This window comes from Streptomyces sp. Act143, assembly GCF_003143935.1.
Taxonomy (GTDB): Bacteria; Actinomycetota; Actinomycetes; order Streptomycetales; family Streptomycetaceae; genus Streptomyces.
In genome coordinates, this window is sequence record NZ_QFRX01000001.1 from 2,537,697 (window position 1) to 2,557,983 (window position 20,287).

The following is a 20,287-nucleotide window of genomic DNA, read 5'->3' on the forward strand; positions in this document are numbered from 1 at the left end:
GGGCGAGCTCGGCGCGCATGAGCAGCGCCATCACGCCACCGATGCAGAAGAACGCGAACGACGTGATCAGATAGAGCGTTCCGATCGTTTTGTGATCCGTGGTCGTCAGCCACTTCAGGTGCTTCATGCCCCGCCTGTGTCCGCGCCCCGGCCGGAGGTCACAGCGCGGGGGAGGCGACAAAATTCACGCAGGAGGGCTGTGACGATCCCGAGGGTGCCGGACACGGACGGAACATGAGCAACGACGACGACTTCGCCGCTGCCTATCGCGAGCACTACTGGGCGGTCAGCCGCTATGTCGCGCGGCGACTGGACGGGCGCACGAGCGACGTGGAGGAAGTGGTGGCGGAGGTGTTCACCGTCGCCTGGCGGCGGCGCGCCGACCTGCCGCCGGTCCCGCTGCCCTGGCTGTACGGCGTGGCACGCAACTGCCTGGCCAACGCGGTACGCGGGCAGGGGCGCCGGCGACGCCTGGTGAACCGGCTGGGCAATGACGACGCGGCCCACGGGCGGCACATCGAGGCGGGGCCGGAGGCGGAGACCCCCGGCGCCTGGGTGCACGACGCGCTGGCCCGGCTCTCCCCGGCCGACCAGGAGGTGCTGCGGCTGACGGCGTGGGAGGAACTCGGCATCGAGGAGGTCGCCGTCGTCCTCGGCTGCGGCCGTCGCGCCGCGTCGATGCGGCTGCACCGGGCCCGGCGCCGGCTGAGAGCCGAGATCGACCGGATGTGCCCCAGTCCCACGACCCCCGCGAAGGAATACGGCCATGGCTGACGAACTCGAACTCCTGCGCCGCGCCAACCCGGTGCCCGCCGACGGCCCCCACTTCGGCGACGGGCCCCTGGGCCGTCACGCCGAGCTGGAGCTCGACCGGCTGATGCGGCGACCGGCCGTCCGCCGCCCCAGGCTGTACTGGGGACTCGCGGCCACGGCAATCGTCGCCGCGCTGGTGTCGGCGCTGCTGTTCAGCGGCCGGACCACCGCCCCGGCGGTCGCGGCACCGCGCCCGCTGGTGGTGCAGGCCGACGCCACCCCCGTCCCCCTCGCCACCCTGGCCGAGCGGGCGGCAGCCGCCGACGGGACCATGCTCCGCAAGGGCACCCACGTGAAGACCTGGAGCCTGGGCATGAGCGACGACAAGCCGCCGATCACGTACCCGGAGGAGCGCATCGTCCGCTGGAACGCCGACGACAGCCACACGGTGATCACCGACGACGGCCACGACCGTACCGAGCAGACCTACCCGCCCAGTTGGAGCGACGCCCCGCCGCAGTCCCCGCCCCCGCACGACGTCGCCCGCCTGCGCGCCTATCTCCAGGAGGCCACGTACACCAAGGAGAAGATGGACACGGGCCAACTGCTCGACGGCGTCAGGGTCCTCCTCGACACCTGGACCCTCGGCAGCCGCGAATCGGCGACGCTCGCCCGACTCCTCGCGGACACCGACCGGTTGCGGCCGGTCGGGCAGGTGATCGACCGGCTCGGGCGGCGCGGACTGGCGTACGTCTACGACCGGTCCGCCACCCGCCACATGCTGATCATGGACCCGGTCACCGGTGCCGTGCTCGGGCTGGAGACCACCTTCACGAAGGCGCAGCCCGAGTACGGCGTGAAAGCCGGTGACGTCATGGACTACAGCGCCTGGACGCGCTGACTCGGACCCCTGGGGCCTGTCGTCCGGCGGATCATGCCGCGGACGGCACCCCACATCAGGCGCCGCGGGTTTCCCGTGACCTGATCTACCGGACAGACCCCAGCTGCCGGGCCGCCGCCTCCACCGTCTGTTCCAGCAGCGTCGCGATCGTCATCGGACCGACGCCGCCCGGCACCGGGGTGATCAGCGAGGCCCGCTCGACGGCGGAGTCGAAATCGACGTCGCCGATGTTGCCGGGGTTGTACCCGGCGTCGATCACGACCGCGCCGGGCTTGATGTCCTGGCCCGTGATGAGCTTCGGGCGGCCCACGGCGGCGACCACGATGTCCGCCTCCCGGACGGCCGCCGACAGGTCCGCCGTACGCGAGTGGCAGTACGTCACCGTCGCGTCCCGGGCGAGCAGCAGCATGCCCGCCGGCTTGCCGAGGATGGCGCTGCGGCCGACGATCACGGCCCGCTTGCCGGACGGTTCGACGTCGTACTCGTCGAGCAGCCGCATGATGCCGCCGGGCGTGCAGGACACGAAGCCCGGCAGGCCGAAGCTCATCGTCGCGAACGAGGCGAAGGTGACGCCGTCGACGTCCTTCTCGGGGGCGATCGCCTCGAACGCGGCGCGCTCGTCGATGTGGGCGCCCATGGGGTGCTGGAGCAGGATGCCGTGCACGGCCGGGTCGGCGGAGAGCTCCTGGAGCGTGCCCACCAGCTCCTCGGTCGTGGTGGCGGCGGGCAGCTCCACGTGCCGGGAGGCGATCCCGGCCTTGCGGCAGCGGTTCTGCTTCATACGGACATACGTCACGGAGGCGGGGTCCTCGCCGACCAGGACGGTCGCGAGACAGGGCGTCGTGCCGGTGCGCTCGGTGAGGCCGGTGGCGCGCTCGGCGGTGTCCTCGACGATCCGCCGGGCGAGCGCGGTGCCGTCCATGAGCCGGGCCTGAGACATGATCCACTCCTGGGCTGGTAGTCGGTTGGCCCAGGCGCACGGCATCAGGTTCCTGCGGGCCGCTCCCCGGTGGTGCTCCACCTCAGCGCCAGTCACGGTCCGCCCTCAGCCTAACCGAGCCGGTATGACGATCCGCATCCCGTCTGCCCTACGGCGGTCAGGACCCGTTCTCCGGCGGGGGCGCGGTCGGATCGGCCCCCGCCAGGAAGCCGGTCGCCTGAGCGTGCAGGTGGCCGGTGCCGATCGCCTCGGCCCAGCGGGCGATCTCCGTCGCCAGCGCGGTCGCGCCGCCCTCGTCACCGGCGTCCCGGGCCAGCACCGCCAGCAGCATCTGCTGGGAGAGCACACCGGGGACCATGCCCGCGCGTGCGCCCAGCGCCGTGGCCCGCCGCCAGCGCTCCAGGGCCCGCTCGTGATCACCGGCGTCGTGGTCGTGGTCGCCGAGGTGCCGCAGTGCCTCGCGGACCAGCAGGTCGTCGCCGCCCGACTCCCCGGCGCGCAGGGCGGCCTCGTAGTGGGCGGGCGCCGCGTCGCGCTCGCCGAAGAGGTTGTCCGCGATCAGCCCCAGGTACATCGAGGCCCAGCCCCGCCGGACCTCGTCGGGAGCGGCCTCGCGCAGGGTGTGCCCGCGGTGCCGGAGCCGCGTGAGCGCTTCCGGGGCCTTGCCGTCCGGTCCGTGCCGGGACACGCCGTCGGGGCGGAACAGCCGCAGGTAGTCGTGGCGCAGCCGCACGAAGTCCAGGTCCCAGTCGCCGTCCGGAGCTTCCTTCCCGGCCCGCTCGGCGCGCGCCGCGGTGAGCCGCGTACCGCCGAACCAGTCGCTCTCCAGGGCGACTTCGGCCGCCGTCAGGGCGAGGCGTGCCCGGTCCTCGGGAGCCTCGCACCTCGTCGCGTCCAACAGGCGCAGCGCCCGGTCCCAGCGTCCCGCCAAGGACAAGTCCCGCGCGGAGGCCAGGAGTTCGCCGAGATCGACATAGGTACTGGTGGTGTCCGTCATGGCAGGGGAAGGTAGTCAGAGCGAAAACCATCCACAAGAAAACCACTGCGGGGAACAGACATATGGAGGACTCGGTCGACCGGCACGTCGCGGAGTGGTCGAAGGAACTCGCCTGGATGGACCCGGTGAAGGAGGCCATCTACGTACGGCTGGCGAAACTCGCCCGGCACGCGTCCCAGGCCCGCCGGGCCGCCCTCGACTCCGACGGGCTGCGGCACTGGCAGTACAAGGTGCTGCTGACGCTGCGCCGGCAGGGCCCGCCCTACACCGCGAGCCCCTCGGAGCTGGCCGACCGGCTCGGGCTGACCCGGGGCGCCCTGTCGGCCCGGCTGGCCCCGCTGGAGGAGGCCGGGCTGATCGCGCGCACGCACGAGAGCGCCGACCGGCGACGCGTGCGGGTCCGGCTCACCGAGGCGGGTCATGCCGCCTTCGAACGGCACGCGGCCGTGGAGGAAGCGGACGAGGTCGCGCTTCTCGCGGTGCTGACCCCGGCGGAGCAGCGCACGCTGGCCGACCTGCTGCGGAAGCTGGTCGTGGCCGCGGAGCAGGGGCCGGAGCCGTCAGTGCCGCGAAGGCCCAGATCCGCCGAGTCGTGATCTGGACCTTCGGCAGCCGCCTCCTTACTCGTCCCACGCCTGGAGCATGACCTGTTCGGCGATCTTGCCGTCGCGCAGCGTGATCATGGACTCGGCGAACACCCGGACCCCGTCCGCGTACTCGCAGGACTCGGTGTAGGCGACCCGGTCGCCCTGGACGATGCACTCCTCCAGCTTGTGTGTCTTGATGTCGCGGCTGTAGACGTCCTCCAGGAGCTCGCCGATCTCGCTCCGGCCGTGCAGGACCCTGGGATTGCTGGGCTGGGTGTTGCGGTCCACGATCCGCAGCTCCGCGTCGTCCGCGTAGAGCGTCAGCAGATTCGCGGCCTTGTCTCCCTCGATGCCCCGGCGCAATGTCTCCGTGCTGAACTCGCCCATGATGACCTCCTGTGAGGCCCGCGGCCCGGGGGAGGAGGGCCGCCCGGGTCTCACCTTCGAGACTCCTCCGCCCCGCTCGTCCCGGCAAGCGCAACCGGGCGCTGCGCCTGACGGGTGAGAGGAGTCCGGTGCCCGTGTCCGCGCCGGGCGCGCCGACGTTGCTGACAACATGATCTCCACTCGACGTATCGTCGCCGTCGTCGGCCTCGCCGCCGGTGTCACCGGTCTCGCCGCCCCGATGGCAAGCGCGGCCCCCCTCGACGACACCGCCAAGCTCAGCCCGATGGCCACGCTCGACTCGCTGTCCGTGAGCGACATCCCCGCGGAGCGCCAGGCCGAGATCCCGCGCCCGTCCGAGCAGCTGGCCCAGATGAACCGTCTCAACGACCTCAACCAGCTGTCGCAGGTGACCGACCTGGTCGCCCCCGTCACCGGGCTGCTGCCTGCCGTCCAGTAGTCGTCGCATCCGCGTACGCCGTCGTACGCACCTGTCCACACCAAGGGCCGTCCGGGCAGACCGGGCGGCCCTTGACATTGCCTCCGGCCGCACGGAGCATGCCTGAAAGAAGTGAATCTTGGTTCACATAGCGAACAAATTCACGAGGCGAACGAAGAGGTCCGCATCATGCCCATCACGCGCGAACTGCTCATCGGCGGCAAGGACGTCCCCGCCGCCTCCGGCCGGACGACCGAGGACCTCAACCCCTACACCGGGGAGGTGTACGCGACCGTCGCGGCGGCCGGCCCCGAGGACGTGCGGCGGGCCGTGGACGCGGCCGACGCGGCGTTCGAGGAGTGGGCGGCGCTGGCCCCCTTCGCCCGGCGCGCGATCCTGCTCAAGGCGGCCGACCTGCTGGAGGGCAAGGGCGAGCAGGTCGCGGAACTGATGGCGGGCGAGGCGGGCGGCACCCGGCCGTGGGCCTACTTCAACGTGGCACTCGCGTCCAACATGCTGCGCGAGGCCGCGGCCGCGGTGACGGCCCCGCGCGGTGAGGTGCTCACCGCTCAGGAGCAGGGCGCGCTCGGCCTCGCGGTGCGCGAACCGGTGGGCGTGGTCGCCGCGTTCGCGCCCTGGAACGCCCCCGTCATCCTCGGCGTACGGGCGGTCGCGGCCCCGCTGGCCGCGGGCAACACGGTCGTCGTCAAGGCGAGCGAGGACGCGCCGCTTGCCTGCGGCCTGCTCGTGGCCGACGTGCTGCGCGAGGCCGGGCTGCCGGACGGCGTGCTGAACGTGATCACCAACGACCGCGCGGACGCCGCCGAGATCGCCGAGGTACTGATCGCCGACGAGCGGGTCCGGGCCGTGAACTTCACCGGTTCCACCCACGTGGGCCGCATCATCGGCGAGCACGCGGCCCGCCATCTCAAGCCCGCCGTCCTGGAGTTGGGCGGCAAGAACGCGGTGATCGTGCTGGCCGACGCGGACGTGGACTACGCCGTCGACGCCGTCACCTTCAGCGTGTTCATGAACGCCGGGCAGATCTGCATGTCCGGCGACCGCATCCTCGTCCACGAGTCCCTCGCCGAGGAGTTCACGCGCAAGTTCGCCGCCAAGGCCGCCGCCCTTCCGTCCGGCGACCCGAGCGACCCGCACACCGTGGTCGGCCCGCTGGTCGCCGCGTCCGCCGCGCGGCGGGTGGCCGGGCTGGTCGAGGACGCGGTCGCGAAGGGCGCGAAGGTCCTCACCGGCGGCGGCGAACCGGACGGCGCCGTCCACCCGGCGACCGTGCTGACCGACGTGCCGAAGGACGCCGAGCTCTACCACGCGGAGGCCTTCGGGCCGGTGTGCGTGGTGGAGACGTTCGCCGACGACGACACCGCGGTGGCCGTGGCCAACGACACGGAGAACGGCCTGACCTGCGGCATCATCACCGAGAACGCCACTCACGGCCTCGCGGTCGCGCGCCGCGTCCGCACCGGCATCGTGCACATCAACGACCAGTCGGTGGCCGACGAACCGCAGGCCCCCTTCGGCGGCTTCAAGGCCTCCGGCTACGGCCGCTTCGGTGGCCGCTGGGGCATCGAGGCCTTCTCCAACACCCGCTGGGTGACCATCGCCACCCAGCAGGCGCACTACCCCTTCTAGACGCGGCCCCCGGGCCCGGCGTCCAGGAAAGGGAGGCCGGGCCGGGGGCGCATCAGGAAGTCGTGGTGGAGATGGTCCACGCGGAGGCACCCGCCGACGCGAACAGCACCCGGTCACCGGCCCGCAGCCCGGCCGCGGGCACCCGCCGGGGTCCGCAAGTGGTGGGTGCGCAGCGTCAGTCCCGGGTGCGCCGCGGTGAGCCGCGCGAGCCCGCTGCCGCAGGCCGCCCAGTCGCAGCGCCGCTCGGCGCGATCCGTCCGGCCGGGGCATGCTCCACCTGCCCGCGCACCGGCGACGCGGAACGGCTGCGCCGCCTGGCGGGTTGAGGGCCTTACGGCCCCTGCCGGAGCAACGGCCTCCGGCCTACGGTGAGGCGATGACCGCCGCCCGAGAGACCCCCGCGCCGTCGCCCGATCCCGGCGCAGCCCAGGAGACCCCCGCGCCCGCGCCGCCGGCCGGACCCGGCGCCGCCCAAGAGACCTCCGTCCCTGCCCCGTCGCCCGAACCGGGTGCCGCCCAAGCCTCCGTCACCCTGCTGGAGCGCCTCGCCGAGAAGCTCGGCGGAAAGGCCTCCGTCGGAGCCGTGTACGGCGAGCCGATCACCCGGGACGGCATCACGGTCGTCCCCGTCGCCCGCGTCGGCTTCGGGTTCGGCGGTGGCGCCGGGCGGGAGACCGGCACCGCGCGCACCGGTGAGGGCGGGGGCGGGGGAGGCGGCGTCGACGCCAGGCCGCTCGGCTACATCGAGATCAAGAACGGTACGGCCGTCTACCGGCCGATCCGCGACCCCTGGGTGGACATCGCGCTCCCGCTCGCGGGCATGCTGGTCGGCATCGCCGGGTCCAGGTCGGCACGCGCCCTGACACGGAGGCGCAACCACCGCCACTGAGGCCGGCGTTCAGTCCGCCGTGGCGAGGAACTGCGTCGCCGCCAGCTCCGCGTACAGCGGATCGGCCGCCACCAGTTCCCGGTGCGTGCCCACCGCCCGTACCCGACCCGCGTCCATCACCACGATCCGGTCGGCCATCGTCACGGTGGACAGCCGGTGGGCGACGACGAGCACGGTGGTGGTACGGGCCACGTCGGCGACCGTGTCGCGCAGGGCCGCCTCGTTCACCGCGTCCAGCTGCGAGGTCGCCTCGTCCAGAAGCAGCAGGCGCGGACGGCGCAGCAACGCGCGGGCGATGGCGACCCGTTGGCGTTCGCCGCCCGAGAGTTTGGTGCCGCGATGTCCCACGAGGGTGTCCAGTCCGCCGGGCAGCCGGGCCACCAGACCGTCGAGCCGGGTCGTCTTCAGCACGCGCGTCAGCGCGTCCTCGGCCGCCTCCGGGTTGCCCAGCAGCAGGTTGTCGCGCAGCGAACCGGACAGCACGGGCGCGTCCTGCTCGACGTACCCGATGGCCGAACGCAGCTGTGCCAGCGGCCAGTCGGCGAGATCGCGGCCGTCCAGGGCGATGGTGCCGGACTCGGGATCGTAGAAGCGCTCGATCAGGGAGAACACGGTCGTCTTGCCGGCGCCCGACGGGCCGACGAACGCGGTCATGCCCTGGGCCGGCACCGTGAACGTCACCCCGTGGTGGACGTACGGCAGATCGTCGGCGTAGCGGAAGCGGACGTCGGTGAAGGCGAGCGTGGCCGGTGCCGTGCCCGGCGTGGGCAACGGGGCGGGCAGACCGGCCGGCTCGGCGGGCAGCCGCAGCGCCTCCTGGATGCGGGACAGGGCTGCCGCGCCCGTCTGGTACTGGGTGATCGCCCCGACGACCTGCTGGATCGGGGACATCAGATAGAAGACGTACAGCAGGAACGCCACCAGCGTGCCCACGTCGATCGCGCCGGTCGCCACCCGCGCCCCACCGACCGCGAGCACCGTGATGAAGGCGATCTGCATCGCCAGGCCCGCTGTGTTGCCCGCCGCCGCGGACCACTTGGCGGCGCGCACGCTCTGCCGCCAGGACTTCTCGGCGGCCTCGTGCAGCGTCCGCTCCTCGCGGTGCTCCGCACCGGACGCCTTCACCGTGCGCAGCGCACCGAGGATGCGCTCCAGCGAGGCCCCCATCACGCCGACCGCGTCCTGCGCCTGCCGGCTGGCCTTGTTGATGCGCGGCACGATCACACCGAGGACGGTTCCGGCGGCGGCGATCACGGCCAGGGTGACGCCCAGCAGCACCGGGTCGACGAGGCCCATCATGACGACCGTCGCCACGAGCGTCAGCCCGCCCGTGCCGAGGCCGACGAGCGAGTCGGTGGTGACCTCGCGCAGCAGGGTGGTGTCCGAGGTGATGCGGGCCATCAGGTCGCCCGGCTCGCTGCGGTCCACGGCCGTGATGCGCAGCCGCAGCAGATACGACGACAGCGACCGCCGCGCGCCGAGCACCACCGACTCGGCCGTGCGGCGCAGCACGTACGAACCGAGCGCTCCGACGGCCGCGTTGGCCACCACCAGGGCAGACATGAGGAGCAACGCGCCGGTGACGGTGCGGTCGTGGGACAGGTCGTCGATCAACTCCCTTGCCACCAGCGGAAGCAGCAGCCCGGTGGCGCCCGTGAGCAGGGAGAGCGCGGCACCCAGCAGCAGCGCCCACCGGTGCGGCCGTACGTATCCCAGCAGCAGCCGCCAGGTGGGCGTGGCCGGCTCGGGCTCTGCGATGCTCACGGCACTCCCTCGGCGTCGGGCGGAGCATTCAGGCTACGTCGGCCACCGCGTACGGGGCGCGTCGGTTCCGGGCCATGGCGCGCGTGAGCGGCCGGTGGGTGCCGCGCCGCCGCGTCCGCCTCGAACGCGCCCGGTACGGGCCCGGCGGTGTGTCCGTTACTGATCGGTCACCCGTAGGGTCGGGGTGAGCACGGACAGGGCCGAAGGAAGGGTTCACCACCATGGCGCAGGAAGTACGCGGCGTGATCGCACCCGGCAAGGACGAGCCGGTACGGGTGGAGACGATCGTGGTGCCCGACCCGGGCCCGGGCGAGGCCGTGGTGCAGGTCCAGGCGTGCGGGGTGTGCCACACCGACCTGCACTACAAGCAGGGCGGCATCAACGACGACTTCCCCTTCCTGCTCGGCCATGAGGCCGCGGGCGTGGTGGAGTCGGTGGGGGAGGGCGTCACCGACGTCGCGCCCGGTGACTTCGTGATCCTCAACTGGCGGGCGGTGTGCGGGCAGTGCCGGGCCTGTCTGCGCGGCCGGCCCTGGTACTGCTTCAACACGCACAACGCCAAGCAGAAGATGACCCTGACCGACGGCACCGAGCTGTCGCCCGCCCTGGGTATCGGGGCGTTCGCGGAGAAGACGCTGGTCGCGGCGGGGCAGTGCACCAAGGTGGACGCCTCCGTCGCCCCGCAGGTCGCGGGCCTGCTCGGCTGCGGGGTGATGGCCGGGATCGGCGCGGCCATCAACACCGGCAACGTCGGCCGGGGTGACACGGTCGCGGTCATCGGCTGCGGCGGGGTCGGGGACGCGGCGATCGCCGGGTCGAACCTCGCGGGCGCGGCGCGGATCATCGCCGTCGACATCGACGACCGCAAGCTGGAGAAGGCCCGCTCCATGGGCGCCACGCACACCGTCAACTCGCGCGAGAGCGACCCGGTCGAGGCGATCCGGGAGCTGACCGGCGGCTTCGGCGCCGACGTCGTGATCGAGGCGGTCGGCCGTCCGGAGACGTACCGGCAGGCGTTCTACGCCCGTGACCTGGCCGGCACGGTCGTTTTGGTCGGCGTACCCACCCCGGAGATGAAGCTGGAGCTGCCGCTGCTGGACGTCTTCGGCCGCGGCGGGGCCCTGAAGTCCTCCTGGTACGGCGACTGCCTGCCCAGCCGCGACTTCCCCATGCTGATCGACCTGCACCTGCAAGGCCGCCTGGACCTGGGCGCGTTCGTGACCGAGACCATCGAACTCACCGACGTGGAGAAGGCCTTCGAGCGGATGCACGACGGTGACGTCCTGCGCTCGGTGGTGGTGCTGTGATGGGCGCCCGCATCGAACGCCTTGTCACCTCCGGCCAGTTCCGCCTCGACGGCGGCACCTGGGACGTCGACAACAACGTGTGGATCGTCGGCGACGACCACGAGGTCATCGTCATCGACGCCGCGCACGACGCCGAGGCGATCGCGGCGGCCGTGGGCGACCGGCGCCTGACGGCCATCGTGTGCACCCACGCCCACAACGACCACATCGACGCGGCCCCGGCCCTTGCCGACCTCACCGGAGCCACGATCTGGCTGCACCCCGACGACCTGCCCCTGTGGAAGCAGACCCACCCCGACCGCGACCCCGACGCCCACCTCCAGGACGGCCAGGTCATCGAGGCGGCGGGCGCCGATCTGCGGGTCCTGCACACACCCGGCCACGCGCCCGGCGCGGTCTGCCTGTACGACCCCGGGCTCGCCACCGTGTTCACGGGCGACACCCTGTTCGCCGGCGGACCGGGCGCGACGGGACGCTCGTACAGCCACTTCCCGACGATCATCGACTCGATCCGGGACCGGCTGCTGGCGCTGCCGCCGGAGACGAAGGTCCTGACCGGGCACGGGGACGCCACGACCATCGGGGCGGAAGCGCCCCACCTATCGGAGTGGATCGCCCGCGGCCACTGAAATCCCCCGGGGTCCGCGGCGTGCCGAGGCTAGGCTCACCTGCCATGACCACCGACGAGCTCGTGAACATCCATGGCGTCACCGTCCTGCGCTGCACCCTCGACGGCCCTCCTCTCGACGGCGAGCGTGCCGCGCTGGATCTGATCGGTGACGCCATGGGACGGGGTGCCGACGTGGTCGCCGTGCCTTCGGAGCGCGTACCGGAGGAGTTCTTCCGGCTGCGGTCGGGGGTCGCCGGGGCGGTCATGCAGAAGTTCGTGAACTACCGGGTGCGACTCGCCGTCGTGGGCGACGTCTCCCGCCACCTGGACGGGAGCCCGGCACTGCGGGACTTCGTCCACGAGACCAACCGGGGCGGACACGTCTGGATCGTCGCGGACCACGACGAACTGGGTGAGAGGCTGCGCGCGGCCGGGTGACCCGGCCCGACCCGGCCGTAAAAGACGACAGAAGATGTCCGGCTTACCGGGGACCGTGGAGTCGACACCAACGGTCGTACGAGAGGTTCGGACATGACAGCACAGCCGCTGAAGGGCAAGGTCGCGCTGGTCGCCGGGGCGACACGGGGAGCCGGACGGGGCATCGCCGTGGAGCTCGGGGCGGCCGGCGCCACCGTCTACGTGACGGGACGCAGCACCCGGGAGCGCCGCTCGGAGTACGACCGCCCCGAGACGATCGAGGACACCGCGGACCTGGTGACCGAGGCGGGCGGCACGGGGATCGCCGTCCCCACCGACCACCTCGACCCCGCACAGGTCCGCGCCCTCGTCGACCGCGTCGCCGACGAACAGGGCCGCCTCGACGTCCTCGTCAACGACGTCTGGGGCGGCGAGCGGCTCTTCGCTTGGGACAGCCCGGTGTGGGAGCACGACCTCGACGACGGCCTGCGCCTGCTCAGGCTCGCCGTCGAGACCCACGCGATCACCAGCCACCACGCCCTGCCCCTGCTGCTGAGGCATCCCGGCGGCCTGGTGGTCGAGATGACCGACGGCACCGCCGAGTACAACGGCGCGCACTACCGCAACACCTTCTTCTACGACCTCGCCAAGTCCTCCGTCCTGCGGATGGCCTTCGCCCTGGGCCATGAACTCGGCTCGCGCGGGGCCACCGCCGTCGCGCTCACGCCCGGCTGGCTGCGCTCGGAGATGATGCTCGACGGTTTCGGGGTGCGCGAGGACAACTGGCGCGACGCCCTCGCCGAGGTCCCGCACTTCGCCATCTCCGAGACCCCGCGCTACGTCGGCCGGGCGGTCGCGGCCCTCGCCGCCGACCCGGACGTGGCCCGTTTCAACGGACAGTCCCTCTCCAGCGGCGGCCTCGCCCAGGTCTACGGCTTCACCGACCTGGACGGCAGCCGCCCGGACGCCTGGCGCTACATCGTCGAGGTCCAGGACGCGGACAAGCCGGCGGACGTGACCGGCTACCGCTGACCGGCCGCGCCGCATACTGTGCGGCGGCATGACACGTTTCCAGGGGTACGGAGTCCTCATCACCGGTGCCGCCCGCGGCATCGGCGCCGCCACCGCCCGCAGGTTCGCCGAGGAAGGCGCACGTGTGCTGGTGTCCGACCTGGACACCGCCGCGGCCGAGAAGACCGCGTCGGCCCTGCGGGCGGAGGGGTTGGCGGCGGAGGCGTACGGCTGTGACGTGGGCGACCGGGCGGCGGTGGAGGCGGCCGTGGCGCACGCGGTCGCCGCCTTCGGGCGCCTGGACGTCCTCGTCAACAACGCCTTCCACTGCACACCGGACGCGCCGCTCTTCGAGGACGAACCCGACGACGTGTGGGCAGCCGACCTGGACATCACCCTCACCGGCGCCTACCGCTGCTCCCGCGCCGCGCTGCCCCACCTGGCCGCCTCCGGCCGCGGCGCGATCGTCAACGTCGGCTCCGTCAACGGCCTCGCGGACTTCGGCAACCACGCCTACAGCGCCGCCAAGGCGGGCCTGGCCTCCCTCACCCGCACCCTCGCCGGACACGCCGCCGAGCGGGGCGTCCGCGTCAATCTCGTCGCCCCCGGCACCGTACGCACCACCGCCTGGGAGGGCCGGGACGACGAGCTCGCCCTCTTGACCGAGCTGTACCCCCTCGGCCGTGTCGGCGAGCCCGACGACATCGCCGCCGCCATCACCTTCCTCGCCTCCCGCGACGCCTCCTGGGTCACCGGGACGACCCTCGTCGTGGACGGCGGGCTCACCGCGGGCGACTCGGGCTTCCGCCGGGCACGACGGCTGCCCGTCGACTAGCTCGAAGTTTCACCGTTTCGTCACAGCCCCGGCCGACGTACAACTTCCGTCCCCGCGCACCGGTCAAAGCAGGTGGATCGCACCGGACACGTACAGGAAAGGCACGGCACATCATGGGGGACATACGCAGACGAGGGGCCGTCGCCCTCGCGCTCACCGGACTGGTCGCACCGCTCACCCTCGCGCTGGGCACCGCGCCCGCGCAGGCCGCCACCAGCTGCACCACCCAGACCGGCCCGTACCAGAAGCAGGTCGAGAAGTTCCTCGGCCTGACGGTCGACGGCAAGCAGTCGTCCACCGACTGCAAGGCCATCCAGGCCTTCCAGAACAAGCACGGCATCAAGCCCAACGTCGGCTACGCCGGTCCCGTCACCTGGGGTGTGATGGACCTGATGCTGAAGCAGAAGGCCGTGGGCAACAACCCCAACAAGGACGGCAAGTGCCCGACCAACAAGGGCCGCATCGCCTGCGTCAACCTCACGCTCCAGCTGAGCTGGATCCAGGACGGCAGCAGGCTCGTCTACGGCCCGGTCCCGGTGCGCACCGGCCGTGACGGCTACGAGACCCGCACCGGCCTGAAGAAGATCTACTGGCGGGACATCGACCACGTCTCGAACATCTACAACGTGCCCATGCCGTACAGCCAGTTCTTCGACGGCGGGCAGGCCTTCCACTCGGTGAACCTCAGCATGTGGAACCCGCCGGGCTCGCACGGCTGCGTCAACATGACGAAGACGACCGCCAAGAAGTACTGGTCGCTGCTGAAGAAGGGCGACGACGTCTTCGTGTACGGCCGCAAGCCGGGCACCTGATCGGCGACCCGGCTCACGGCGTACGCCGGTTACTGCGGCGCGTCCCCGAAGTCCGGGATCTCCAGCCGCACGCCACCCTGCCGCGCCGACTCGTGCGCGATGATGCCCGGCAGGGTGTAGCGAGCGGCCACCCAGGCGTTGACGGACGGCAGCGTGCGGGAGTTGACCGCGGTGACGAAGTCGTCCACCAGGAAGTGGTGGCTGCCCTCATGGCCGTTGTGCAGGTGGTCGAACTCCCGCGGCAGCCGCGAGCGGTCGTGCACCGGCGCCGAGCCGGAGGTGAAGGCGGCCCGCAGGTCCGGCGCGATGTGCTGGAGTGACGGGTCGTCAGGAGGCAGCGTGGGCTTGGGCTCCAGCAGCTCACTGATGTCCTTCACGCCGTTCTTGTCCTGCCACAGCGCGAACGTGGCGAGTTGCTCCATGCTCGCCTCCGTGCCGAAGAACCGGAAACGGGACTCGCGGATGTGCGAGGGGTAGCCCACCCGCCGGAACTCGTTGGTACGGAACGAACCGCCGCCCGCCACCTCGAACAGCGCGGTGGCGTTGGAGAAGTCGTTGCCGAACTGGCTGACCTCCTTGTCGAACACCCCGTCCCCGCGGTCGTCCACGACCCCGATCGCCGACACGCTCACCGCGTGCGTCCGCCAGGCGCCGAGCACCCCGCCCACCGAGTGCGTCGGGTACAGCAGCGGGGGATAGCTGGCGGTCGCCTTCCAGTTCTCGCCGCCGCTGTACTGGTACGCCTCGTAGAAGCCGAGGTCCATGTCGTGGACGTAGTCGCCCTCGGCGTAGAACAGCCGCCCGAAGGCGCCCTCGGCGATCTGGTTGCGGGCATGCACGGTCGCCGGGTTGTACTGGCTGGTCTCGCCCATCATGTACGTCAGCCCGGTCGCCTTGACCGCGTCGATGATCGCCGCGATCTCCTCGGTGGTGATCGCCATGGGGACCGCGGAGTAGACGTGCTTGCCGGCGTTCAGGCCCTGGAGGACCAGCGGGCCGTGCGTCCAGCGCTGGGTGAAGATCGCGACCGCGTCGACCGCCTCCGACTCCAGCATGGCCTGGTACGACGGGAAGGTGCCCGACAGGCCTTCGGCGGCGGCGAGTTGCTCGGCCCGCTCGGGCAGCAGGTCGGTGACGTAGACGTCGCGGACGCCGGGGTGGGCCAGGAACAGCTTGGCGAACTGGCCCGAGAACTGCCCGGCGCCGACGATGCCGAGGGAGAACGTCATGGAGGAGATGCCTTTCGCTACGGGGCTCATCGCCGGCTTCATCGCCGGCTTCACCACGGGCCTCACTACTGGCCGAGGATGAAGTTGATCTGGTCGTTGGTCTTGGTCAGGCCGCTCACCGGGGCGTCGTTGGCGAAGACGTCCTGCATGGCCGGGCGCATCAGGGCGTACACGTCGGCCGCGTAGTCGGTGACGGGGAAGGAGAACGTCCTGGCGTGCCGCCTGTCGGTGACCGGGTCGGTGAAGGCGGACACGTCGATGCCCTTCTTCCGGTACGCCGCCACGGCTGCCGCGGTGCCGTCGGGGGTGGCCGGGAAGACGATGCCGTACCGTCCGACCGTCGTCTGGCACGCGTTGGAGGCCAGGTACTTCACCCACTTCTTCGCGCCCTCCTTGTTGCGGGCGTTCTTGGTGACCGAGTCGGCGAGGCCGTTCATCATGGTGGCCCGCTTGCCGCTCGGGCCGGTCGGAGTGAGGGCGGTGCCGACGTCGAGGCCCTTGGTGCCGTAGTAGGTGGAGATCATCCAGGCGCCGTCGAAGGAGGCCGCTGCCTTGCCGGAGGCGACCTGGGCGTTGGCCGGGTTGGCGCCGTCGGTGTAGTCGGTGAAGGGCGCGAGATACCCCTTCTTCGCCAGCCCGAAGTACCAGTCGATCACCGACTGGAAGGTCTTGCTGTCGTACTCGTAGGCGTCGCCCCAACGGGCCCTGTTCGTGTAGTTCCAGCCCGCCGAGGCGGTGAACGGGCTCCAGGTGGTCTGCCCGTCGCTGTCGCCCGCGCCGCCGGTGGCGAGTCCGTACACCTTGACGTGGTTCTTGTCGAAGCCCGGTTCGTCGCCGCGCTTGCCGTTCCGGTCGACGGTCAGACGCGCGACGGCCTTCTCGAAGGTGCCGCCGTCCTCGGGGTTCCAGGACAGGGAGTTGAGCTGGCCGGCGGTGAGTCCGGCGGCCTCGGTCAGCTTCTTGTTGTAGAAGAGGGCGACGGTGTCCCAGTCCTTCGGTGCGCCGTAGCGGTGTCCGTCCTGCCCGACCCAGTTGGCGCCGAGCCCGGCCTGGTAGGCGGAGTCGTCGATGCCCAGGTCGTCCAGCGGTTCGAGAACGTTGAGGTCGGCGAACTGGCCGAACTTCTGGATGTGGTCGGTGAAGACGTCCGGTTCGGTGCCCGCGATGAAGCTCGCGGTGAGCTTGGTCCAGTAGTCGGCCCAGCCCATCTGGGTGATCTTGACGTCGAGGCCCGGGTTCTCCTTCTCAAAACCCTTCGCGCAGGCCTGGTAGGCGGGCAGCTGGTTGGCGTCCCACAGCCAGTACGTCACCGAGTGCGCGCCCGAACCGGCCGCACCCCCTTGCCCGCACCCGGAGACCAGGGACAGCGCCAGCGCTCCGGTGAGCGCCACGACGGTACGAATTCGCATGCCGGTCCCCTTACTTGACGCCGGTGAAGCTGATGGTGCTGACGATGCGGCGCGCGAAGACACCGAAGAGCAGCAGCATGGGAAGGGCCGCGATCAGGGTGGCGGCCATCAGGCCGGACCAGTCGTACCCGGTCTGCGGGGTCTGCGCCCGGAAGATGGCGAGCGCCACCGTCAGCACCCGGGAGCTGTCGCTGTACGACACCATCAGCGGCCAGAAGTAGTCGTTCCAGGAGGTGATGTAGGTCAGGACGCCCAGCGTGAGGATCGGTGTGGACGCCATCGGCAGCATCACCCGGAAGAAGATCCTGACCTTGCCGGCGCCGTCCAGCAGCGCCGCCTCCTCGACCTCGCGGGGCACGTTCATGAAGAACTGCCGCAGGAAGAACACCGCGAACGGCGTCATGAACATCGTCGGCAGCGCGATGCCCAACAGGTTGTCGATCAGGCCGAGTTGCTTGATGAGCACGAAGTTCGGCAGCAGTGTGAAGATGGTGGGCACCATCAGTCCGGCCAGGAACAGCCCGAAGACCTTGTCCCGACCGCGCCAGCGCAGGCGGGCGAAGGCGTAGGCGGCCATCGCGGAGAAGAAGATCTGGCAGACGGTGATCAGGGTCGACACGACCACCGAATTGATCAGATAGCGCCAGAACTTCAGCCCGCCGCCCGCGCCGCCCTGGGCGATCGCCTCCTCCGTGGACTGCAGCCCCAGCGCCCGCTCGAAGCCGCCGGTGGTGAAGTCGACGGGCAGTGGGTCGCCGGGGTGGGCGGCGAGCGCGGTGTTGGACGACAGCGCGGTGCGCAGGATCCAGTAGAACGGCAGCAGGGTCACGAGCACGATCGCGGCCATCACCGTCCAGGCCGCGATCCGCCCCGGGGAGGGGCGGCGTCCGAGCGGCCGCACGGGTGCGGGTGCCGTCGTGGTCGGTGTGGCGGTCACAGCAGCCATGTCGGTGTCCTCCCTCTCCTCAGCCCAGGTCCGTCTGACCGGCGCGGGTGATCCGGTACTGCAGGACCGTGATGGCGCTGAGCACCACCAGCAGGGCCACCGACATCGCGGACGCGTAACCGAACTGGAAGCGGCCGAAGGCGGAGCCGTAGATGTAGAACTGCAGGACGTTGGTGGCGTTCGCCGGACCGCCGTTGGTGGTCACGGCGACCGTGTCGAACACCTGGAACGATCCGATCACCGTCATGATCAGCACGACCGCCAGGACGGGACGCAGCAGCGGCAGCGTGATCCGCCGGAACATCCGCCACTCGCTCGCGCCGTCCACCTTCGCGGCCTCGTACATGTCGTTCGGTATGGCCTGGAGCCCCGCGAACAGCAGCAGCGCCGTGTAGCCGACGTGCCGCCACACGTTGATCAGCGCGATGGTCGGGATCGCCCAGGTCTGGTCGTTGAGGAACGGGATGCGGTCGAGGCCGAGGCCCGCGATGATCTCGTTGCCGATGCCGAGCTGCGTGTCCAGGACCCAGAGCCAGACGATGCCCGCGACGACGTTCGACATCAGGTACGGGGTGAGCACGATGCCGCGCAGCACCGCCGACTGGGTCAGCCGCTGGAGCAGCACGGCGATGGCGAGGGCCGAGACCGTCTGCACACCGATGTTGATGACCACGTAGACGACGGTGACCCGCAGCGAGTCCCAGAAGATCGGGTCGTGGACCATCCGGTCGTAGTTGTCGAGGCCGACCCACTCCGCGGGCGTCAGCAGGTTGAAGCGGGTGAAGCTCAGATAGATGCCGCGCAGCGTCGGCCAGAGCAGGAAGACCAGGAAGCCCAGCATCGCCGGGGCGAGGAACACCGCGGCGAGCCGGCCGTCCCCGCCGCCCTCCCGGGCTCTCGCCCTTGCCGTCCTCGGTGTCGTCCGGGCCCCCTCGGCGCCGCCCACGGGCAGGCGCGACGGAGGGCTGCTGGAGGCGATGGTCATCGGGAGACTCCCTCGTCTGCGGCGGCTCATCCTCGCGCCACTTACTTTTGTGGCGAAAGAATAAGGGCGTCAAGAGGCGTGCGAACATGTTTTCCTGGCCACTCGGACCGATCTAGAGTGGCCATGTTGCTTTCATTCCAAAAGAAACGAACGGGGGATACTGACCGTCATGACCGCAGCAGCCGCCAGCTGGCACCCCTTGAGTCCCGGTGAGCGCTCGGTGGCGATCGAGGTGCTCGTCCACGGGCCGCTGTCGCGCACCGAGCTCGCCCGCCGCCTCGACCTGTCCGCGGGCAGCCTCACCCGGCTGACCAAGCCGCTCATCGAGTCGGGGCTGCTGATCGAGGTCCCCGAGGCCGGCGGGGCCACGGAGGTGCGCCAGGGCCGACCCTCACAGCCCCTCGACGTCGTCGCCGACTCCCGCTCCTTCATCGGCTTCAAGGTCACCGGCGACATGGCCTACGGCGTCGTCACCACCCTCCGCAGCGAGATCGTCGCCCGCCACGACCGCCCCCTGACCACCCATGACCCCGACGAAGTCGCCGACCTGCTCGCGGAGATGGCGGACGAACTGGCGCGCGCCCACCCCTCACAGGTCGCCGGCATCGGCATCGGCGTGGGCGGCCTGGTCCAGGACCGTGCCGTGGTGAGGGAATCGCAGTTCCTGCACTGGCGTGACGTCCCGCTCGCCGAACTCGTCGAGGACCGCACGGGATTGCCGGTCGTCGTGGAGAACGACGTCGCCGCGCTGGTCGAGGCGGAGACCTGGTTCGGCGCCGGACGTGGCCTGGACCGCTTCGTCGTGCTGACCATCGGTGCCGGCATCGGCTACGGGCTCGTGCTGGGCGGCCGGCGGGTGCCCTACGCCGAGGAGGACCGCGGCTTCGGGCGGCACTGGATCGTGAACCCCAACGGCCCGCTCACCCCCGAGGGCGAACGGGGCAGCGCGGTCTCCTTGTTGACCATCCCCAGCATCCGCTACCAGGTCGGTGCCGCCACCGGCCGCGACCACACCTACGAGGAGATCCTCGCCCTCGCCGCCGCGGGCGATTCCATGGCGGCCCGGGTCGTCGACGAGGCCGCCCGCGCCCTCGGCACCCTCGTCGCACAGATCGCCAACTTCGCGATGCCGCAGAAGATCCTGCTCGCCGGTGAGGGGGTCGGACTGATGGACGTGGCGGGCAAGGCGGTGGACGACACCATCCGCTTCCACCGGCATCCGCTGGCCGCGCCGGTCGACCTGGAGACCAAGGTGTCCGACTTTCACGACTGGGCGCGCGGAGCGGCGGTCCTGGCGATCCAGGTGCTGGTGCTCGGTGCGGCGGAAGCGTGAGTTCCACCACGTCTGAACTGCGAACTCCCTGATCTGGGGGGACAGATGGACGTGATCAGCAACACGGTCCGAAATGTCCGCATTGCTCG

The 20,287-nt window shown here is 71.1% G+C and carries 21 protein-coding genes and 1 riboswitch; of the genes, 13 read left to right on the top strand and 8 right to left on the bottom strand.

The window, feature by feature from the left end; genetic code table 11:
• The first annotated feature begins 234 nt into the window (after window positions 1-234).
• Entirely contained in the window at window positions 235-774 is a 540-nt protein-coding gene (locus DI272_RS11360; protein WP_109495243.1) for an RNA polymerase sigma factor, read from the top strand.
• Window positions 767-1,654, top strand: coding sequence for a CU044_5270 family protein (locus DI272_RS11365; protein ID WP_109495244.1), 888 nt, complete (start codon window positions 767-769; stop codon window positions 1,652-1,654). The genes DI272_RS11360 and DI272_RS11365 overlap by 8 nt, the downstream gene beginning before the upstream one ends.
• Before the next feature lie 85 nt (window positions 1,655-1,739).
• Here the strand turns inward: DI272_RS11365 and DI272_RS11370 are convergent, their stop codons facing one another.
• Entirely contained in the window at window positions 1,740-2,594 is an 855-nt protein-coding gene (locus tag DI272_RS11370; protein ID WP_109495245.1) for a bifunctional 5,10-methylenetetrahydrofolate dehydrogenase/5,10-methenyltetrahydrofolate cyclohydrolase, read from the bottom strand.
• 21 nt (window positions 2,595-2,615) lie between these two features.
• Window positions 2,616-2,700, bottom strand: a riboswitch (ZMP/ZTP riboswitch).
• 51 nt (window positions 2,701-2,751) lie between these two features.
• Window positions 2,752-3,591 carry a hypothetical protein gene (locus DI272_RS11375; RefSeq protein WP_109495246.1) on the bottom strand — a complete coding sequence of 280 codons (840 nt, stop codon included), beginning with the start codon at window positions 3,589-3,591 and terminating at the stop codon, window positions 2,752-2,754.
• A 62-nt stretch (window positions 3,592-3,653) separates the two neighbouring features.
• Between DI272_RS11375 and DI272_RS11380 the strand changes: the two genes are divergently transcribed.
• On the top strand, window positions 3,654-4,187 hold the full coding sequence (locus DI272_RS11380; RefSeq protein ID WP_109495247.1) for a MarR family winged helix-turn-helix transcriptional regulator: 534 nt from the start codon (window positions 3,654-3,656) through the stop codon (window positions 4,185-4,187).
• Window positions 4,188-4,211: 24 nt separating this feature from the next.
• Here the strand turns inward: DI272_RS11380 and DI272_RS11385 are convergent, their stop codons facing one another.
• Window positions 4,212-4,565 carry a nuclear transport factor 2 family protein gene (locus DI272_RS11385; protein ID WP_109495248.1) on the bottom strand — a complete coding sequence of 118 codons (354 nt, stop codon included), beginning with the start codon at window positions 4,563-4,565 and terminating at the stop codon, window positions 4,212-4,214.
• 169 nt (window positions 4,566-4,734) lie between these two features.
• Between DI272_RS11385 and DI272_RS11390 the strand changes: the two genes are divergently transcribed.
• The 3 genes from DI272_RS11390 (at window position 4,735) to DI272_RS11405 (ending at window position 7,540) form a co-directional block, all read left to right on the top strand.
• Window positions 4,735-5,022: a hypothetical protein gene (locus DI272_RS11390; RefSeq protein WP_109495249.1), complete on the top strand. Its 288-nt coding sequence runs from the start codon at window positions 4,735-4,737 to the stop codon at window positions 5,020-5,022.
• 168 nt (window positions 5,023-5,190) lie between these two features.
• Complete coding sequence (locus DI272_RS11395; RefSeq protein ID WP_109495250.1) at window positions 5,191-6,651, top strand: aldehyde dehydrogenase family protein; 1,461 nt, start codon at window positions 5,191-5,193, stop codon at window positions 6,649-6,651.
• A gap of 376 nt (window positions 6,652-7,027) precedes the next feature.
• Window positions 7,028-7,540, top strand: a complete 513-nt coding sequence (locus tag DI272_RS11405; protein ID WP_109495251.1) for a spore germination protein GerW family protein — start codon at window positions 7,028-7,030, stop codon at window positions 7,538-7,540.
• 9 nt (window positions 7,541-7,549) lie between these two features.
• On the opposite strand, the gene DI272_RS11410 is transcribed toward DI272_RS11405, so the two are convergent.
• The gene (locus tag DI272_RS11410; protein WP_109495252.1) at window positions 7,550-9,304 is read right to left on the bottom strand and encodes an ABC transporter ATP-binding protein; all 1,755 of its coding nucleotides are present in this window, start codon (window positions 9,302-9,304) and stop codon (window positions 7,550-7,552) included.
• A gap of 221 nt (window positions 9,305-9,525) precedes the next feature.
• Here DI272_RS11410 and DI272_RS11415 point away from each other — a divergent pair, with 221 nt between their 5' ends.
• From DI272_RS11415 to DI272_RS11440, 6 genes are all read left to right on the top strand, one after another.
• Window positions 9,526-10,611, top strand: coding sequence for an S-(hydroxymethyl)mycothiol dehydrogenase (locus DI272_RS11415; RefSeq protein ID WP_109495253.1), 1,086 nt, complete (start codon window positions 9,526-9,528; stop codon window positions 10,609-10,611).
• Window positions 10,611-11,240: an MBL fold metallo-hydrolase gene (locus DI272_RS11420; RefSeq protein WP_109495254.1), complete on the top strand. Its 630-nt coding sequence runs from the start codon at window positions 10,611-10,613 to the stop codon at window positions 11,238-11,240. The genes DI272_RS11415 and DI272_RS11420 overlap by 1 nt, the downstream gene beginning before the upstream one ends.
• Before the next feature lie 44 nt (window positions 11,241-11,284).
• Complete coding sequence (locus DI272_RS11425; RefSeq protein ID WP_109495255.1) at window positions 11,285-11,659, top strand: DUF4180 domain-containing protein; 375 nt, start codon at window positions 11,285-11,287, stop codon at window positions 11,657-11,659.
• 93 nt (window positions 11,660-11,752) lie between these two features.
• Entirely contained in the window at window positions 11,753-12,670 is a 918-nt protein-coding gene (locus tag DI272_RS11430; RefSeq protein ID WP_109495256.1) for an SDR family oxidoreductase, read from the top strand.
• A 28-nt stretch (window positions 12,671-12,698) separates the two neighbouring features.
• Complete coding sequence (locus tag DI272_RS11435; RefSeq protein WP_109495257.1) at window positions 12,699-13,484, top strand: SDR family NAD(P)-dependent oxidoreductase; 786 nt, start codon at window positions 12,699-12,701, stop codon at window positions 13,482-13,484.
• Between the two features lie 113 nt (window positions 13,485-13,597).
• Window positions 13,598-14,296, top strand: coding sequence for a L,D-transpeptidase (locus DI272_RS11440; protein ID WP_109495258.1), 699 nt, complete (start codon window positions 13,598-13,600; stop codon window positions 14,294-14,296).
• Between the two features lie 29 nt (window positions 14,297-14,325).
• On the opposite strand, the gene DI272_RS11445 is transcribed toward DI272_RS11440, so the two are convergent.
• The 4 genes from DI272_RS11445 to DI272_RS11460 all read right to left on the bottom strand — a co-directional run bounded on the left by DI272_RS11445 (window position 14,326) and on the right by DI272_RS11460 (window position 18,865).
• A complete protein-coding gene (locus DI272_RS11445) occupies window positions 14,326-15,525 on the bottom strand; it encodes a Gfo/Idh/MocA family protein (protein WP_109495259.1) in 1,200 nt (399 codons plus the stop codon).
• Window positions 15,526-15,590: 65 nt separating this feature from the next.
• On the bottom strand, window positions 15,591-16,934 hold the full coding sequence (locus tag DI272_RS11450) for a sugar ABC transporter substrate-binding protein (RefSeq protein WP_181387159.1): 1,344 nt from the start codon (window positions 16,932-16,934) through the stop codon (window positions 15,591-15,593).
• A gap of 10 nt (window positions 16,935-16,944) precedes the next feature.
• On the bottom strand, window positions 16,945-17,880 hold the full coding sequence (locus DI272_RS11455; protein ID WP_109495261.1) for a carbohydrate ABC transporter permease: 936 nt from the start codon (window positions 17,878-17,880) through the stop codon (window positions 16,945-16,947).
• Between the two features lie 19 nt (window positions 17,881-17,899).
• A complete protein-coding gene (locus DI272_RS11460) occupies window positions 17,900-18,865 on the bottom strand; it encodes a carbohydrate ABC transporter permease (RefSeq protein WP_109495262.1) in 966 nt (321 codons plus the stop codon).
• 169 nt (window positions 18,866-19,034) lie between these two features.
• Here DI272_RS11460 and DI272_RS11465 point away from each other — a divergent pair, with 169 nt between their 5' ends.
• Window positions 19,035-20,198: an ROK family transcriptional regulator gene (locus tag DI272_RS11465; RefSeq protein WP_109495263.1), complete on the top strand. Its 1,164-nt coding sequence runs from the start codon at window positions 19,035-19,037 to the stop codon at window positions 20,196-20,198.
• Window positions 20,199-20,287 lie beyond the last annotated feature (89 nt).